The sequence below is a fragment of the Granulicoccus phenolivorans DSM 17626 = NBRC 107789 = JCM 15570 genome, assembly GCF_000423085.1.
Lineage (GTDB): Bacteria > Actinomycetota > Actinomycetes > Propionibacteriales > Propionibacteriaceae > Granulicoccus > Granulicoccus phenolivorans.
In genome coordinates this window covers 260,226-277,336 of sequence record NZ_AUHH01000001.1, presented here as the reverse complement: position 1 = coordinate 277,336, position 17,111 = coordinate 260,226, and the positions used below count along the sequence as shown (strand labels likewise).

Sequence of the window (17,111 nt, the reverse complement as noted above, 5' to 3'; positions counted from 1 at the left end):
CGCGGGGTCTGACGGGAGTGCGCGGGCCTAATTCGGCCGCGCGGGGTCTGGCGGGAGTGCGCGGGCCCAATTCGGTCGCGCGGGCCCAAATCGGTCGCGCGGGCCCTGCAGGACCCGCGGGCCGGATGAGCGCCAGCGAACTCGTACACCGACCCGCGACCCCGTACGCCGACCCGCGACCCCGTACGCCGACCCGCGACCCCGTACGCCGACCCGCGAACCCGTACCAGGGCCCGCGCAACCCTCCTCGGCAGGTGAACCGACCCCGTACTACCGGCCGGCGCCGCCCAACAACTCGGTGAGTACGGCCACATCGTCGAGGGCGTCCACGTGCAGACTCGCCTCGGCCAACTCGGCGGTCCGGGCAGCGCCGAGGACGGGCTCGACCAGCGCGGTGAACTTCTCGATGAGGTCACTCTCGGTGAACTGACGCTCCCCGCGACCGACGGCGTCCTGGACCCAACTGGTGATCTCCCGCCCATCGGTGGTGGTGCAGGACAACCGGCAACTGAACCGGGAGGTGGTGTTGTTGATGCTCGGATCCAGCTGGACCCGGACCCGCTCCATGACCGCGGTGAATCCGGGATCGGCCAGATTCTGCTCCAGCGCCTGCGCCCCGGTGTCCTGCGGCAGGATCGGCCGCTCCTGGGTCAGCGCCACGGTGAGCACATAGGGCAGGTCGAACTGGGCCCCGCGCGGGGTCAGCTCACCCAGCCGGGGGCTGCCGACCAGACCGTAGGCATCCTTGGCCAGGTCGATCCGGATCCCGGACAGTTGGGCCGGGGTCAGGTCCTCGCGGGCGAGCAGTTCCCACATCCCGTCGATGCTGGAATGGGTGTAGCCGCAGCAGGCGTGGCGCTTGCGGTTGGGCCGATGCAGGTGCCACTGCTGTCCCAGCCCGGCGGTCAGGGTGTCCGGGCGCCAGTGGGTGGCCACGGTGTGCAGGTAGCCGCCGTAGTCACTCTCGTAGGAGTCCTCGGCGCCGGTCAGGTCGTGGGTGGCGTACATCGCGGCGTAGGTCCCGGCATAGACGTGCCAGCCGCTGAACAGCAGCGGCTTCAGGGAACTGCCGACCTTGGCGTTGACCATCGGGGCGAAAGGCATCAGCGCCAGCGCCCCGTTCATCGCGCCGAAGGTCCGGTCCGCGTCGGAGCCGAGCAGCAGGCTGCTCTGGACCGCGGACCCGATCGCGTTCGGGGCCACGATCGGGATGAAGGCCGCCTCCCGGTAGGGCTTCAGGGTGTCGAAGGTGGTGTCGAGGACCCGCCCGATCACCTCATAACCGGCGACCATACTGGTCAGCAGGTCCCGACCCGAGCGCCGCTGCGCCTCGGCCACGGCCAGGCCGACCGGCACGGTGACCAGGGACGCATGTCCGGCGGTGTTGTCGTCGAGCTCGAGGATGCTGGCGTACGCGGAGTTCACCTTCGCCGCGGTGGGCACCGGCATCCGACCCCCGCCCGCCACCACGGTGGCCCGGCCCTGGCCGGTGTGGATGGCCTGCTCGGCGGCCAGCAGCTGCCGGCTGTGCGGTTGGCGGGAGCCGGCCAGCATGCAGCCGAGGGTGTCGAGCAGGCTGAGCCGCGCCTGATCCAGGATCTCCGCCGGAATGTCGTCGTAGGACAGGTGCACCGCCCACTCGGCCAGCGGCCGAAGCATCGGTCCCGGGGTGGGGGTGGGCTCGGTGGACAGCGGGTTCGTCGCCTGCGTGGTGGTCACGATGCTGGGTCCTTTCGACCTGACGGTGCGTCGTTGCACCGCCATTTCGAAATTTAGACGAAATATCGGCTAAGTCAACGGGTCTACTGCTTGGGTGCCCGGCCGAGCGAGCGTCCGTGCACCAGCCAGTACAGGGAGATGGTCAGTACCGCCAGCACGGCCAGGGCCACGTACATGCCGCGGAAACCGAGCTCCGGAATCAGGAAGCCGAGCAGCAGCGGCCCCAGGCCGTTGCCGATCTCCAGCAGCAGAAAGAACGTCGAGGTCACCTGGGACAGCCGCTCCAGCGGGGACCGGTTGATCGCGATGATCTGCATCGCCGGCATGATCGCGCCGTAACCCAGGCCGACCAGGATCGCAGTGAGGATTACCCCGGTGGTGTTCGGCAGAGCGGCGAAGACGGCCAACCCGGCGGCGAAGCACACGATCGCCGGAATCACCACGAGGTTGTCCGGATACAGGTCCTGAATCCGCCCGATCGACAGCCGGGCGACCAGAACCGCGGCGGCGTACACCACGAAGAAGGTGGTCATCGACTCCGCGAACCCCTGGTCCAGCGCGTAGGAGTTCGCGAACGACAGGATCGCCGCGTACGCCAGCCCGAGCAGGGTCATCACCAACCCGATCGGCACCGTAGCCCGGTCGATGAAGTCGGCCACCCGAAACCGACGCAGCCCGGCCCGCATCTGCGGGGTCGGCGGGCTCTCGGCCAGCCGGACCGGCAGGGCCAGCAGCAGCGCCACCAGCGCGAGGCCGGCACACAGCCAGAACATCTGGGTGAAGGCACCCAGCCGCAGCAGTTCGGCCCCCAGCAGCGGGCCCAGCGCGGTCCCCAGCGGGATCGCGGCGCTGAAGAAGCCCGTCCCCTCGGCCCGACGGGCCTCCGGGACCGCCCCCAGGATGCCCGCGACCAACGCGGTGTTGCCCACCCCGAACATGAAGCCGTGCAGCACCCGCAGGGTGATCAGCAGCCCATAGCTGTCGGCGCCGAGGTATCCCAGACAGCACCCGATCTGCAGGGCGGTGGAGATCAGCAGCGCCGGGCGTCGGCCGACGAAGTCGAGGTACTTGCCGCAGACCAGGCGGGCCAGCACGGTCCCGAGCAGGAAACTGCTGGAGGCGAACCCGCCGCCGGCGGTGGATCCGCCGAAGCGTTCGGCGGTGTAGGGCGCCAGTACGGTGAGCAGCAGGAAGAACACCATCGCCATCGCCACGGTGCTGGCCAGGCCGAGGATGTAGGACCGTGTCCACAGCCGGGCCCTATCGCTGGTCATTGCGCACCCCGGCCACCACATCGCTCCTTGATTCGAAATTTCGGAGCACCTGCCGTATAGCTGTGGGCGACCCTCGGGCAGGATACGGGGTTCGTTGCGCAGAAGCTAGCGCGGGCGGCTCCACTGCGGATCGCGACCGGTCAGCGCCAGCAGCCGATCCAGCGCCGGGGCGTCGGCGGCGACCTCGACCGGCAGTGCGAACGACTTGCCCGGTCCCACCTGGTCCGGAGTGAGCATCGGCGGGGCGAAGGCCAAGCTCGCCAACAGCCCCGACTCCTCGGGCTGCCAGGGCTGTCCGGTCGCGGCGGCCAGATCCCAGCCGTGGATCTGGTACTCCAGCAGGGTCATCGACGCGGCCAACTCGCCCGGCAGCCCGGCCTCGCCGATGTACATGTCCCGCTCCAGGCCGCCGTCGTTGAGCCCGGCGACCAGGCGGGGCAGGAGCTCACGCACCTGGGGGCCGCCGGTGCCGCGTACGCTGACCGCCGCGGCGTCCGAGCACCGGCCGGCCGGGTCGCTGAACCCGTCGGTGAACGCGGTCAGCCAGCCGACCACATGGCCGCGCAGTTCGGCGACGGTGAACTCGGTGCACGGGGTGGGATCGGTGCTCTGCTCGGGACCGATGCCATCGAGGACGTCGGCGAGGTCGGCGACGACCCGGGCCAGGCTCTGGGTGGTGTGATGGGTGGTGCTGGTATCCATACCCGGGACGCTAGTCGAGGGGAGTGACCCGATCTTGAACAAAGGCGACAGCGCCGAGCCGCCCGGCCTGACTCCCGCCGAGAACACCCGCGGCATCGTGTCCCCGGGCCGGATGCTGCGGACCGTCGACCTGGTGCGCTACCCGATCCCGCCGGACAGCCCGCTGGCCGGGCTCGTGGAGTGGATCTGGTCGGTGTCCTGGTCGCTGCCCGTGGACGTCCGGCATCGCCAGGACGTGGTCGCCCAGCCCGGGGTGAACCTCAGCCTCGGCAATCCGCCGCCCCCGGGTCCGGCCCCGGCGCCCGGGCCGTATCCGCTGCGGGCGGTGGTCAATGGGGTGAGCACCGACCTGACCACCCGGATGCTGGCCCGGACCGGCTACAACATCGCCGCCAAGACGACCACCGGGGGCTTCGGCGCCTTCACCGAGGACGTGGCCGCGCTGACCGACCGGGTCTGTGACGCCGCCGAGGTGCTGCCCGGGCATCGGCTGCTGGAGCTGGCTCCGCCGAGCGTACGCCCGGACCGGGCCCGGCTGCGCGCCCTCGCCGACGCGATGATCGCCGAACTCGAGCGACTGCTGGCGGTCCAACCGGCGGCCCGGATCGCCCGCGCCCGCGAGGTCGCCACGATCGCCCGGCTGGCCGAGACCGACCGCAGCGTGCGCCGACTCGACACGCTGGCCGCACTGGCCGGGGTGGGCCCGCGTACCCTGCAGCGAACCTTCCAGGCCTGTGCCGGGGTCAGTCCGACCTGGGTGATCCGGCGCGCCCGGGTGCTCGACGCGATCGAGGCGGCCCGGTCGGGGGAGCGGGTCGAGTGGGGCCGGGTCGCCGCCGATCTGGGGTACGCCGACCAGGCCCATCTCACCCGGGATGTGGTCCGGGCCCTGGGGATGTCGCCGGCGGCGTACGCGGCGGCCCAGCGGTCCCGGCCGATGCCCGGGCCCTGACCGATTCAGCCCTGACCGATTCAGCGCTGACCGAATCAGCGCAGGTCGTCGGGGCGGTGCAGGTTCCCGGGCAGTTGTCCCCGGTCCGACGGTGGCTGCTCGTCCTTCTTGGTCCCGAACATCCACGGCACCAGTACGGCCAGGAACATGCCCAGCATCGGCCAGATCGGCCAGTAGTAGTAGAAGCCCCTCGACGCGATCGCGGTGACCAACCAGATCACATTCACCACCACGGTGACCGAGAGCCAGGAGCGGACCGGGCCCGGGATCCGACCGCGGGGCCGCCGGGCCGCCGGTTGCGCGTCGGGGACCAGATCGCTGAGCAGGGGGACCAGGGCGCCCAGTTCGCGGACCTGCAGCAACTGATTGTTGCGCAGCTCGAACTCCTCGTGGGACAGCCGCCCCTCGGCGTACGCCTCGGCAATCAGATGGTGGGCGGTGTCGCGATCGGCGTCGCTGGCGCGGAGATGACCCTGGGTGCGGGGGTCACCGGAGAAGGAACTCCACCGATCCCCACCCGGGGGTTCCGGACGGGCGGGTACAGTCACCACTCCAGTGTTCCACACCACACCCAGGAAGGCAGGAGCCGTGATGGCCGACGTGACCATTCTGCACAACCCGCGCTGCACGACCTCGAAGGCTGCTCTCGCGGCGGCCGAGGCGGCCGGCACCGACGTCGAGGTGGTGCAGTACCTGAAGACCCCGCTGACCGCCGACCAGCTCCGCGACCTGATCGGCAAGCTGGAGGATCCGGTCGCGGATCTGGTCCGCCACGACTCCTTCTTCAAGGAACTCGGGCTGAGCGACGCCGACGTCGCCACGTCGGATCAGATCGTGGATCTGCTGGTGGCCCACCCCCGGCTGATGCAGCGACCGATCCTGATCCGCGGCGACCGGGCGATCATCGGACGCCCGAAGGATCGAGTTCCCGACTTCCTGCGCTGACCGCCGGCACCGGCTCGGCGTGCGGCACCGGGACCCGGACCGCATCGGCCACCGCGTGCACCCACACCTGCTCGGCCCCCGCCAGGCCGGCCTCGGCGGCCTCCCGCCGGGTCAGGGTGACCAGCGCGGGTGCGGCGGCACCGGCCAGGTCCACCTCGATCTGGACCTCGAAGCCGACACGGTTGTACCGCAGGACGCGGCCGCCCACCTCGCCGGGCCGGCCGGTGGGGGCGGTGGCGATGCCCAGGTCGTGCGGTCGCACCAGGGTGTTCCCGAAGGTGGTGACCGGGCCGAGGAAGCTCATCACGAAGCTGGTGGCGGGCTCGTCGTACAGCTGGTCGGAGGTCCCGACCTGCTCGATCCGCCCCTGGTTGATCAGGACCAGATGGTGGGCGACCTCCAGGGCCTCCTCCTGATCATGGGTGACGAACACGGTGGTGACGTGCACCTCGTCGTGCAGCCGACGCAGCCACTCGCGCAACTCCTTGCGTACCTTGGCGTCCAGAGCGCCGAACGGCTCGTCCAGCAGCAGCACCCGGGGGCGGATCGCCAGCGCCCGGGCCAGCGCCATCCGCTGGCGCTGGCCGCCGGACAGCTGCGCCGGATGGCGGTCGGCGAACTGCTGCAGGTGCACCAGTTCCAGCATCTCCTCGACCCGCTCGGCGATCACCTTGCGGGGCTGCTTGCGGATGCTGAGCCCGAAGGCGACATTCTCCGCGACCGTGAGATGCCGGAAGGCGGCGTAGTGCTGGAAGACGAAGCCCACGTCGCGCTTGCGGGCCGGTACGCCGGTGGCGTCCACCCCTTCGATGGCCACGGTGCCGGTGTCGGCGGATTCCAGGCCGGCGATGATCCGCAGCAGGGTGGATTTGCCGCCGCCGCTGGGGCCCAGCAGGGCGGTCAGGTCTCCGGTGGGGATGGTGAGGTCGATGTCGGACAGGGCGGTGAAGTCGCCGAAATGTTTCGATACCGAACGGATCTCGATGCTCATGATCGCTTCTCCTGGGACGGGCGCAGCGCGGCCACCACGATGAGCGCCACCAGGGCGATCACGGTGAGCAGCAGGGCTGCGGTGTAGGCGGTGGTATGGGTGGCGCCGAACTGCTGGTACCGCTCCTCGACGAGCAGGGTGGCGGTCTGGGTCCGGAAGGCGACCCCGCCGGAGACCACCTTGACCGCGCCGTACTCGCCGAGGGCGCGGGCGAAGCTCAGCACGACGCCGTAGACGACGGCCCATTTGATGGTGGGCAGGGTGATCCGGGTGAAGATCTGCCAGGGGCCGGCGCCGAGGCTGGCCGCGGCCTGCTCGGCATCGGTGCCGGTCTCGATCAGCACCGGGGTGACCTCGCGGATCACCAACGGCAGGCAGACGAAGGTGGTCGCCAGGACGAGTCCGGGCGGGGCATAGATGACCTGGAACCCGGCCGCCTGCAGGGCCGGACCGAACCACCCGGTGGTGCCGCCGTAGACCAGCAGCAGCGCCAGGCCGACCACCACGGGGGAGACCGACAGCGGCAGGTCGACCAGGGCGGAGAGAATCCGGCGGCCGGGGAAGCGGTGCCGGACCAGCAGCAGCGAGATGCCGACCCCGAACACGGTGTTCAGCGCGACCGACCAGAACGCGGTCACGAGGGTGAGCTGGAAGGCGAAGATCAGCGCCGGATCCTGCAGGGCGGCCAGGACCGGTCCGACGCCGCCGGCGAACGCGTTGACCGCGACCAGGGACACCGGCCAGATGACCAGGAGTCCCAGATAGACGATCACGACGGCGCGGCGCAGATTGCGGAACAGGCCACCGCCGGATCGGCGCGGAGTCGGCCGGGCGTCAGTTGCTACGGGGTCAGTCGGCACGGTGGGTCACCTTCCGGGAGAACAGGTCGAGCAGCACGATCACGGCCAGGGCCACCAGCAGCAGCACCGAGGCAACCGCCGCCGCGCCGTGCAGGTTGTCGCCCTCGATGTAGCCGAGGATGCGTACCGCGGCCACCTCGGTGTGCAGCGGCAGGCTGCCCGACAGCAGCACCAGCGAGCCGAACTCCGACAGGCCCCGGGCGAACGACATGGCCGCGCCGGAGGCGATCGCCGGAGCCAGGCTGGGGAGCACGATCCGCCGGAACACCGTCACCGGACCGGCGCCCAGCGAGGCGGCCGCCTCCTCCACCTCCGGCTCCAGCTCGAGCAGCACCGGCTGGACCGTCCGCACCACGAACGGCAGCGTCACGAACAAGAAGGCCAGCCCGACCGCGATCCGGGTGTTGGCCACATTGATCCCCAGCGGGGAGTGCGGACCGTACAGACTGAGCAGGACCAGGCCGGCCACGATGGTGGGCAGCGCGAAGGGCAGGTCGATGACCACCTCGAGGACCCGGCGGCCAGGAAAGTCGTCGCGGACCAGCACCCAGGCAATCAGCGTGCCCATCACCACGTTGATCGCGGTGACCACCAGAGCGGCCACGATGGTCAGACCGATCGCCGCCGCGGTCTGCGGGTCGCTGAGCGCGGCCCAGTACGCGGTCCAGCCGCCCTCGGACGCCTTCACCAGCACTGCGGTGAGCGGGATGAGCACCAGCAGACTGAACCAGATCAGGGCCAGGCCGAGCCCGGTCCCCGACCGGCGGTCGAGCGTGGTGCGGCGGGGGCGCCGCCGCGGCGCCGGGGCCGGCTCGGGCCGCGACCGGTCGGGTGCGAGTACGCCGCTCACCGGGTCCGACCCGTCTGCTGCTGGATCCGCGGCACCAGGCCGGTGGAGTCGGCGAAGAACTTCTTGTTGACCGCCGACCAGCCGCCGAGATTGTCATTGACCGTGGACAGCCGGGCCGGCTTCGGGAATGGGGCGGCCGGATCATTGGCGCCGGCGACCTCGGGCAACGGCACCCCCGGGGTCACCGGGCGGAAGCCCTTGCGGGCGAACTCGACCTGGCCCTCGGAGCTGAGTACGAAGTTGAGGTAGTCGCTCGCCCGGGGGTTGGCGTTCTTGGTCACCGCACCCGGGTTCTCGATCAGCAGGGTGTCCTCGGGCACGATGTACTCGAAATCCTCGCCGGACTGCCGGGCCAGGATGGCCTCGTTCTCGTAGGAGATGAGCACGTCGGCGGTGCCCTGCAGGAAGGCATTGGAGGCATCGCGGCCGCTGCCGGGCAGCGCCACGACATTGCCGAAGAACGACGCCAGATACTGCTCGGCCTGCGCTTCGGTCCCGCCCTGGCTGATCACCTGCTGGTAGGCCGCCAGGATGTTCCAGCGGGCCGAGCCCGAACTGGCCGGGTTGGGGGTGATGATCCGGATCCCGGGCCGGATCAGATCGGCCCAACCGCGGATGTTGTGCGGGTTGCCCTTGGCGACCACCAGGACGACCACCGAGTCGGCGACGATGCCCTTGGTGGGGCCGGTGTTCCAGCTCGGGTCGACCAGGCCGGCATCGACCAGTCGGGTGACATCGCCCTCGAGGGAGAAGTTGACGTAGTCGGCCGCCAGTCCGTTGACCACCGCCCGGCTCTGATCGCCGGAGGCGCCGTAGGACTCCTGCCAGACCGTGCCCTGCCCCGCCGGGGTCTGGGCGAACTTGGCCTGGATCGCGTTGTTCGCCTCCTTGGGGACCGCGAACCCGACCAGATGGAGGGTGGTGGCCCCCGCCGAGCCGGTCGATCCGGCCGCTCCACCGACGCAGGCCGACAGGGTGAGCGAGGCCGCGGTGAGGCCGGCCAGCGACAGCAGAACGCGTCGGGGGACAGTGCGCTTCATGGGGTGACCCTTCGTGGGGGCGCCGCGAGGACGCTCAAGACCATAGAGAATACTTTTTGAAGTATTGAGGAAGTTTATACATCACGATTTCTTCCGTCCGCAACCGGAACCCGCGCGGGGGGTGGCGGCACGCGGCGCCGCGGGCCGTTATTGTGTGGGGCGACCAGAGGGAGTCAATGTGGATCTTGTGATCGGACACCCGGTGATCACCCAGGTGGTGTTCGTCGGCCCGTACGGTGTCGGCAAGACGACCGCCGTGCGGACGCTGTCCGATGTCCCTGTGCTCACCACCGAGTCCAGTACCTCGATGCAACAGTCCCGGCAGGTTCCGCTGAAGCCGACCACCACCGTCGGCATCGACTACGGCGAATGGACCGATCCGCAGGGGCGACGGCATGCCCTGATCGGTACGCCGGGGCAGACCCGGTTCAGTGCGATGCGACGGACCGCGTTGGTCGCCGATGCCGCGGTCGTGCTGTGGCTGTACGGCAACCGTGGCGACGGGTTGACCGACGCCGATCAGTGGCTGACCCGGCTCTCCTTCGAAACCGAGCTGAGCCGGGTGGTGGTCGCGGTGACCCGGATCGAACTGGGCGGCGGACCCGAGTTGGCCGAGTACCGACCCATCCTGGACAACCATCTCGCCGACATCCCGCTGCTGGCCGCCGATCCCCGGGGCCGGCTGCACGTGGCCCGGGTGGTCGATGCGGCCCGCACCAATCTGGAAAAGGAAGGCGTACGCCGTGATCGTTGAGGGTGCACAGACCGACCCGGCCGACCCGGCCTGGGAGCTCACCGGGTTGGACCCCTCGATCGCCAAGGACTGGCACGTCTGGTCGATGGTGCTCGGGCGTACGCTCAAGCCGGCGATGGACGAACTGGCCCGGCGGGTGCCGAACCTGCACAGCGCAATGGTGTGCACCTCCGACGGGTTCAACCTGTGCGCGCTGAACATCGCCGAGGACAAGGTCGCCCGGATGGCCGCCCTGAGCAGTTCGCTGTTCGCGCTCGGGTCGGCCTCCGGGGAGGTGGTCGGCCACAGCGGGGCCGAACCCATCGATGTGCTCACCATGGAACACGGCAAGCGTCGCTCGGTACTGGTGGGGCGGGAGCAACCGATGATCGGGCACGCCCTGGTACACGTGGTCGCCGAGGGGGTCAGCCTGGGGGCCCTGCTGGTCGCCGCGCAGCGGTGTGCCAAGGAGGTGGCCGACCTGCTCGACCTGGAACAGCCCGCGACCCCGCCGCCGGGAAGTTCGCCGCAGCACCGCCGTCCCGGCCCGGCCCAGTCGGAGCAGGCTGCCGAGCAGGCATGACCGACCTGGGGCTGACCGAGGTGGTCGCCGTCTCCGCCACGGTCAGCGCGACCCGGTCCCGCAACGCCAAGGTGGCCGCCTTCGCGGAGTTGTTCGCCGCCGCCGGGCCCGCCGATGCCCGACTGGCGGCGGCGTACCTGGCCGGTCACCTGCCCCAGGGCCGGATCGGGGTCGGCTGGCGCAGTCTGGCCGAACTGCCGCCCGCGGCGGCGACCGCGTCCTGGACCCTGGTTGAGGTGGATGCCCGGATCAGCGAGATCGCCGCGATCCACGGCGCCGCCTCGACCGCCCGGCGGGCTGCGGCGCTGACCCGGTTGCTGGAGCGGGCCACCGCCGCCGAGCAGGAATTCCTGCGCCGGCTGATGCTCGGCGAGATGCGGCAGGGGGCCGGTGATTCGCTCATCGCCCAGGGGATCGCCGCCGCGTACGCCATCGACCCGGCCCTGGTGCAGCGCGCCTGGATGCTCGCCGGGGACCTGCCCGCGGTGGCCGCGGTGGCCGCCGCCGAGGGGACCGCCGGACTTGCCCGGATCGGGCTGGAGGTCGGCCGCGGGCTGGCCCCGATGCTGGCCGGGTCGGCCCCCGACGTCGCCGCCGCGTACGCCACCCTCGACGGGGCCGCGGCCAGTGTGGAGACCAAGATCGACGGCATCCGGATCCAGGCCCACAAGGGCGACTTCGGGGTCCGGCTGTTCACCCGCAGCCTGGCCGACATCACCGACCGGCTGCCCGAGATCGCCGACCTGGTGGCCGACCTTGAGGCCCCGGAGGTGGTGCTCGACGGGGAGGTGATCGCGTTGCGTCCCGACGGCCGCCCGGAGGCCTTCCAGGTCACCGGGTCACGGACCGCCGCCGGCGCCGATCCGCTCACCGAATCGGCCCGGACGCCGCTGACGGCGTACTTCTTCGACGTGCTCGCGCTGGCCGGCCGGACCCTGATCGACGAGCCGCTCAGCGTACGCCGGGGCGCCCTGGTCGACACCGTGGCACCGGCCCAACTGATCCCGCATGTGATCACCGCCGACGTCGCCGAGGCGAGTGCGTTCGCCGCCGACGCGGTCGCGGCCGGCCACGAGGGAGTGGTGATCAAACGCCTCGACGCCGTCTGGGCGGTCGGTCGGCGCGGCGGGGACTGGATCAAGGTGAAGCCCCGGCACACCCTCGACCTGGTCGTCCTTGCCGTCGAGTGGGGCTCCGGGCGACGCCAGGGGCTGCTGTCCAACATCCACCTCGGCGCCCGCGACCCGGAGACCGGCGGTTTCGTCATGCTCGGCAAGACCTTCAAGGGGATGACCGACCAGATGCTGGCCTGGCAGACCGAACGCTTCACCGAGCTCGCGGTCGCCCGCGACCAGTACACCGTGACCGTCCGCCCCGAACAGGTCGTCGAAATCGCCTTCGACGGCCTGCAACGCTCCACCCGCTATCCCGGCGGGCTCGCGCTGCGCTTCGCCCGCGTGCTGCGCTACCGCGACGACAAGACCGCCGACCAGGCCGATACGATCCAGACCGTTCGTGCCCTGGCCGACTTCACCGACTGAAGACCCGACCACAACACACACCCTGCTGGAGGAACCATGCTCGATGTTGACACCGCGATCCTGGACAAGGTCGTCGCCGAACAGGAGCGTCAGCTCCGCGGCGCCCTGGTCTCGATGGACCTGTGGGACCGCGAATCCGGCCTCTCGCTGGCCGGATTCAACTCCCAGCCCGCCGCGACCGCACTGTTCAACCAGGTCACCGGAGACCTCGACTACACCCTCAAGGAGTCCGGCTTCCCGACGCTGAACCGCTTCTACATGCTGGATCTGACCGACGGCAAGATGGTGGTCATCCTGCGGCAGGCCGACGACTTCCTCGGCGGCATGCTGCTGGACGGGGCGAAGACCAACCTGGGGATCCTCCTCGGGGTGGCGGTTCCGAAGGCATTGAAGGGCATGGACGACGCACGTCACGCGCGCTGATCGGCCCCGCCACGGCTGGGGCCGATTTGTTCGGGGCGGTAGGTTGGTCCGGTGACCCTTTCGGGACTGGTGAAACTTGCTTCGACCGACCCCGTCATCGCAAAGGCCTGCGATGACGCGCGCCTGCGTACCTCCACGTCGCTGAATCTGGTCGCCACCGCGTCGATCCGGCCCTTCGTGGTCGCTGCGTTGGCCGCCCAGCGGCCGATCCTGGTGGTCAGTCCGACCTACCGGGAGGCGGAGAACTTCACCACCGCCCTCGGCGCGATCCTGGGCGAGGAGCAGGTGGCGTACTTCCCGGCCTGGGAGACCTTGCCGCACGAGCGGCTCAGCCCGCGCTCGGACACCGTCGGCCGGCGGCTCACCGTGCTGCGGCGCCTCGTCGGCAACGACGCCGCGCCGGCCCCCCGGGTGGTCGTCGCGCCGATCCGCGCGGTGCTGCAGCCGATGGTGCGGGGGCTGGGCGAGATCCTCCCGGTCCGGGTGGTGGCCGGGGAGGACTACGACATCGACGCGCTGAGCCGGGACCTGGTGAATGCGGCGTACCACCGCGTCGACCTGGTCGAGCGGCGCGGGGAGTTCGCCGTGCGCGGTGGCATCGTCGACGTGTTCACCCCGACCGCCGAGCATCCGGTCCGGATCGACTTCTTCGGCGACACCGTCGAGGAGATCCGCTACTTCACCGTCGCCGATCAGCGTTCCACCGACCTGACCCTGCCGGAGCTGACCGCCGTCCCGTGCCGGGAGCTGTTGCTCACCGACGCGGTCCGCGAGCGGGCGCTGGAGCTGGCCGAGGCGCATCCGGAGCTGGCCGACATGCTGGAGCGGATCGCCGAGGGCCATGCGGTGGAAGGGATGGAATCGCTCAGCTCGGTCTTGGCCGACGGGATGGAACTGCTGGTCGACGTGCTCGACCCCGACACCCTGGTCACCGTCTGCGATCCGGAACTGGTCCGGGCCCGCGCCGCGGACCTGGTCACCACCGGCGAGGAATTCCTGCACGCCTCCTGGGCGGCGGCGGCCGGGGGCGGCAAGGCGCCGATCGACCTCGGGGCGTCCTCGTTCCACCAGTACGCCGATGTGCGTTTCCACGCGATGAGCCGCGGGCTGGGCTGGTGGTCCTTCGCCCCGTTCGCGGTCGCCCCGGACTCCGCCGAGGTCCTGGCCGGCGAAGGGGACCCGATGGGGGTCACCGCCGTGGAGACCCGGACGATCGCCGCGCACCCGATCGATTCCTTCCGCGGCAACACCGACCAGGTGGTCACCGACATCCGGGCGGCAATGGCCGACGGCTGGCGGGTGGTGATGGTCGCCGAGGGCAAGGGCATGGTGAAACGCCTGGTCGAACTGCTCACCGAGGCTGAGATCGGCACCAAGGCCGTCGCCGCGCTGAAGGCCGTGCCGCGCGCCGACATCGTCACCGTCGCGATGGCCGAACTCGCCCACGGCTTCCGGCTCGACTCGGCCAAGTTGGCGGTCTTCACCGCCGGCGACCTGTCCGGGCGCGCCCCGGTGGACCGCAGTGCGCGCCGGATGCCGGCCCGGCGCAAGAACCAGGTGAATCCGCTCGAGCTGACCGCCGGCGACTTCGTCGTCCACGAACACCACGGGGTGGGGCGCTATGTGGAGATGATCCAGCGCACCGGCGGCGGCGCCACCCGGGAGTACCTGGTGATCGAGTACGCCCCGTCCAAGCGCGGCCATCCCGGCGACCGGCTGTTCGTCCCGATGGACCAGCTCGACCTGGTCACCCGCTATGTGGGCGGGGAGGCGCCGACGCTGGACAAGATGGGCGGGGCGGACTGGAACAAGCGCAAGGCCCGGGCCAAGAAGGCGGTCAAGGAGATCGCCGCCGAGCTGATCAAGCTGTACGCCGCCCGGCAGGCCTCCAAGGGGCATGCGTTCGCCCCCGACACGCCCTGGCAGCGGGAACTGGAGGACGCGTTCAACTACGTGGAGACCCCCGACCAGTTGTCGACGATCGCCGAGGTCAAGCACGACATGGAGCAGATCGTCCCGATGGACCGGCTGGTCTGCGGCGACGTCGGCTACGGCAAGACCGAGATCGCGGTCCGCGCGGCGTTCAAGGCGGTCCAGGACGGCAAGCAGGTCGCGGTGCTGGTGCCGACCACCATCCTGGTGCAGCAGCACGCCTCGACCTTTGCCGACCGGTACGCCGGGTTTCCGGTCCGGGTGGCGCAGCTGTCGCGGTTCCAGACGGCCAAGGAGTCCGAGCGGGTGATCAACGACCTGGCCGCCGGGAAGGTGGATGTGGTCGTGGGCACCCACCGGCTGCTGTCGGACCAGGTGCAGTTCAAGGACCTCGGGCTGGTGATCATCGATGAGGAGCAGCGCTTCGGGGTGGAGCACAAGGAGCAGTTGAAGAAGCTGCGGCTCAACGTCGATGTGCTCGCCATGTCGGCGACTCCGATCCCGCGTACGCTCGAAATGGCGGTCACCGGGATCCGGGAGATGTCCACGATCGCGACCCCGCCGGAGGAACGGCATCCGGTGCTGACCTTCGCCGGCCCGTACGACACCGGGCAGGTGACCGCGGCGATCCGCCGGGAACTGATGCGCGAGGGCCAGGTCTTCTACATCCACAACCGGGTCTCCGACATCGATCGGGCCGCGGCCCGGTTGGCCGAACTGGTGCCGGAGGCCCGGGTGGTCACCGCACACGGGCAGATGGGGGAGAAGCGCCTCGAAGAGGTGATGAACGACTTCGTCAATCGGGAGTACGACGTGCTGGTGTGCACCACCATCGTCGAGGCCGGTCTGGACGTGTCCACCGCGAACACCCTGATCATCGAGCGCGCCGACACCCTCGGGCTGTCCCAGTTGCACCAGTTGCGGGGACGGGTCGGTCGGTCCCGGGAGCGCGGGTACGCGTACTTCTTCTATCCGCCGGACAAGCCGCTGACCGAGACCGCGCACGACCGGCTCGCCACGATGGCCGCGCACACCGACCTGGGGGCCGGCATGCAGATCGCGATGAAGGACCTGGAGATCCGCGGGGCGGGCAACCTGCTCGGCGGGCAGCAGTCCGGGCACATCGCCGATGTCGGCTTCGACCTGTACCTGCGGCTGGTCGGGGATGCGGTCACCGCCTTCCGCAACGACGGCGCCGACACCGATGAGGAGCCCGAGATGCGGATCGAACTGCCGGTGGAGGCTCGGTTGCCGGTGGACTACGTCGAGTCCGAGCGGCTGCGGCTGGAGATGTACAAACGCCTGGCCGAGGTACGCAGCGAGGCCGACATCGCCGAGGCCCGGGCCGAACTGGTCGACCGCTACGGGCCGCCGCCGCCGGAGGTGGATCTGTTGCTGGATGTGGCCCGGTTCCGGATCGAGGCGCGGGCGGCCGGCCTCACCGAGGTGGTGGCCCAGGGGGACCGGGTACGGTTCGGCCCGCACGACCTGCCCGAGTCGCGGATGCTGCGGTTGGCGCGGATGTACCCCGGGGCGGTGGTGAAGCCGAACTTCATCCAGATTCCGCGGCCGCGGGCGAAGAACGTGGGGGGTCCGCTGCCGGTCGACGGGGAACTGCTGGGCTGGTGCCGGGAGGTGGTGGCGCAGATCTTTGCGCCGGTAGTGGCGGTTTCGGCGTAGTCCTCGGTGGGGGCGCTTTCGGGGCGCGTCGGGGTTCCCGCGACGGGGAAATCGGTCGGGGGGTTTCCCGCGACAGGTGAATGGGCCGGGGCCTTCCTGCGACGGGAAAACCGGCCGGGGGCCTTCCTGCGACGGGAAAACCGGCCGGGGGCCTTCCCGCGTTGCCTCCGCGCATTCCGCGCCTCGAAATGTTTGCCGCACCTGCTGCAACACCCGCGAGGACCCTGGTGCTGTCGCGGGGTCACGTGTGCTGTCGCGGGAAGGGCCCGGCCCGTACTTGCTGTCGCGGGAAGCGCTCCGGCCGTACTTGCTGTCGCGGGCAGGGTTCGGGCCGTACTTGCTGTCGCGGGAAGGGCCCGGGCCGTACTTGCTGTCGCGGGCAGGGCCCGGGCCGTACTTGCTGTCGCGGGAAGCGTCCCGCCCGTACTTGCGGTCGCGCGCAGCGTACGCACGGTCAAGCAGCGTCACCCCGGGGCAGGCAGCTTCGGGGCGCATAGACGCTGTGTTACCCAGAGTGAAGCTGGATGACCGAGTTACCCAGAGTGAAGCTGGATGACCGAACCGTCGCCGCACCGGCCACGATCCCCGGGGTCGCAGTCGCCGCTGGAGAGATTCGTGGGGCTTGCCGGGAGTTCGCGGGGCTTGCTGGGGGCTCGCAGTGCCCGCTGGGACTCGCGGGCCCTGCAGGGGCCGCGCATCGCACGGGACTCCGCGCACCGCCCTGGACCCCGCGCACCGCCCGGGACCCCGCGCTCCGCACGGGACCCCGCGCATCGGCACGGGCCCCCGCGCACCGCCCTGGACCCCGCGCATCGCCGGGACCCCGCGCACCGCACGAGACCCGCGCCACCGGTGCCGACCGGCTGGCCCCGACCGAAAATCGGCC

The 17,111-nt window shown here is 70.5% G+C and carries 15 protein-coding genes; 7 read left to right on the top strand and 8 right to left on the bottom strand.

Annotation, left to right across the window (positions count from 1 at the left end; translation table 11 throughout):
- Positions 1 to 270: 270 nt before the first annotated feature.
- The 3 genes from G531_RS0101430 to G531_RS0101420 form a co-directional block, all read right to left on the bottom strand.
- Complete coding sequence (locus G531_RS0101430) at positions 271 to 1,719, bottom strand: MmgE/PrpD family protein (protein WP_026925893.1); 1,449 nt, start codon at positions 1,717 to 1,719, stop codon at positions 271 to 273.
- An 83-nt stretch (positions 1,720 to 1,802) separates the two neighbouring features.
- Complete coding sequence (locus tag G531_RS0101425) at positions 1,803 to 2,993, bottom strand: MFS transporter (protein WP_026925892.1); 1,191 nt, start codon at positions 2,991 to 2,993, stop codon at positions 1,803 to 1,805.
- Positions 2,994 to 3,098: 105 nt separating this feature from the next.
- Positions 3,099 to 3,695, bottom strand: coding sequence for a TIGR03086 family metal-binding protein (locus G531_RS0101420; RefSeq protein WP_026925891.1), 597 nt, complete (start codon positions 3,693 to 3,695; stop codon positions 3,099 to 3,101).
- A 34-nt stretch (positions 3,696 to 3,729) separates the two neighbouring features.
- On the opposite strand from G531_RS0101420, the gene G531_RS24205 reads away from it, so the two are divergent.
- A complete protein-coding gene (locus G531_RS24205; RefSeq protein WP_051214869.1) occupies positions 3,730 to 4,647 on the top strand; it encodes a helix-turn-helix domain-containing protein in 918 nt (305 codons plus the stop codon).
- 35 nt (positions 4,648 to 4,682) lie between these two features.
- Here G531_RS24205 and G531_RS0101410 read toward each other — a convergent pair whose 3' ends face one another.
- The gene (locus tag G531_RS0101410) at positions 4,683 to 5,195 is read right to left on the bottom strand and encodes a DUF1707 SHOCT-like domain-containing protein (protein ID WP_162143131.1); all 513 of its coding nucleotides are present in this window, start codon (positions 5,193 to 5,195) and stop codon (positions 4,683 to 4,685) included.
- A 43-nt stretch (positions 5,196 to 5,238) separates the two neighbouring features.
- Here G531_RS0101410 and arsC point away from each other — a divergent pair, with 43 nt between their 5' ends.
- Positions 5,239 to 5,592 carry an arsenate reductase (glutaredoxin) gene (gene arsC / locus G531_RS0101405; RefSeq protein WP_026925889.1) on the top strand — a complete coding sequence of 118 codons (354 nt, stop codon included), beginning with the start codon at positions 5,239 to 5,241 and terminating at the stop codon, positions 5,590 to 5,592.
- On the opposite strand, the gene G531_RS19615 is transcribed toward arsC, so the two are convergent.
- From G531_RS19615 to G531_RS0101385, 4 genes are read right to left on the bottom strand one after another with little or no spacing between them, the layout of a single operon-like run.
- Entirely contained in the window at positions 5,549 to 6,583 is a 1,035-nt protein-coding gene (locus tag G531_RS19615; protein ID WP_081683720.1) for a sulfate/molybdate ABC transporter ATP-binding protein, read from the bottom strand. The two genes, arsC and G531_RS19615, sit on opposite strands and share 44 nt — an antisense overlap.
- Positions 6,580 to 7,443 (bottom strand): sulfate ABC transporter permease subunit, encoded by an 864-nt coding sequence (locus G531_RS19610; RefSeq protein ID WP_245630532.1) that lies wholly within the window; start codon positions 7,441 to 7,443, stop codon positions 6,580 to 6,582. Before G531_RS19610 ends, G531_RS19615 begins: the two co-directional genes overlap by 4 nt.
- On the bottom strand, positions 7,433 to 8,293 hold the full coding sequence (cysT, locus tag G531_RS0101390) for a sulfate ABC transporter permease subunit CysT (RefSeq protein WP_026925888.1): 861 nt from the start codon (positions 8,291 to 8,293) through the stop codon (positions 7,433 to 7,435). The genes G531_RS19610 and cysT overlap by 11 nt, the downstream gene beginning before the upstream one ends.
- Positions 8,290 to 9,333: a sulfate ABC transporter substrate-binding protein gene (locus tag G531_RS0101385; RefSeq protein ID WP_026925887.1), complete on the bottom strand. Its 1,044-nt coding sequence runs from the start codon at positions 9,331 to 9,333 to the stop codon at positions 8,290 to 8,292. The genes cysT and G531_RS0101385 overlap by 4 nt, the downstream gene beginning before the upstream one ends.
- Before the next feature lie 178 nt (positions 9,334 to 9,511).
- On the opposite strand from G531_RS0101385, the gene G531_RS19605 reads away from it, so the two are divergent.
- From G531_RS19605 to mfd, 5 genes are read left to right on the top strand one after another with little or no spacing between them, the layout of a single operon-like run.
- Positions 9,512 to 10,087, top strand: a complete 576-nt coding sequence (locus G531_RS19605) for a GTP-binding protein (RefSeq protein WP_051214868.1) — start codon at positions 9,512 to 9,514, stop codon at positions 10,085 to 10,087.
- Positions 10,077 to 10,649: a roadblock/LC7 domain-containing protein gene (locus G531_RS19600; protein WP_051214867.1), complete on the top strand. Its 573-nt coding sequence runs from the start codon at positions 10,077 to 10,079 to the stop codon at positions 10,647 to 10,649. The genes G531_RS19605 and G531_RS19600 overlap by 11 nt, the downstream gene beginning before the upstream one ends.
- The gene (locus G531_RS0101370; RefSeq protein WP_145978763.1) at positions 10,646 to 12,190 is read left to right on the top strand and encodes an ATP-dependent DNA ligase; all 1,545 of its coding nucleotides are present in this window, start codon (positions 10,646 to 10,648) and stop codon (positions 12,188 to 12,190) included. Before G531_RS19600 ends, G531_RS0101370 begins: the two co-directional genes overlap by 4 nt.
- Positions 12,191 to 12,226: 36 nt before the next feature.
- The gene (locus G531_RS0101365) at positions 12,227 to 12,613 is read left to right on the top strand and encodes a hypothetical protein (RefSeq protein ID WP_026925885.1); all 387 of its coding nucleotides are present in this window, start codon (positions 12,227 to 12,229) and stop codon (positions 12,611 to 12,613) included.
- Between the two features lie 51 nt (positions 12,614 to 12,664).
- Positions 12,665 to 16,225, top strand: a complete 3,561-nt coding sequence (gene mfd / locus G531_RS0101360) for a transcription-repair coupling factor (protein ID WP_026925884.1) — start codon at positions 12,665 to 12,667, stop codon at positions 16,223 to 16,225.
- The last annotated feature ends 886 nt before the right edge of the window (positions 16,226 to 17,111 follow it).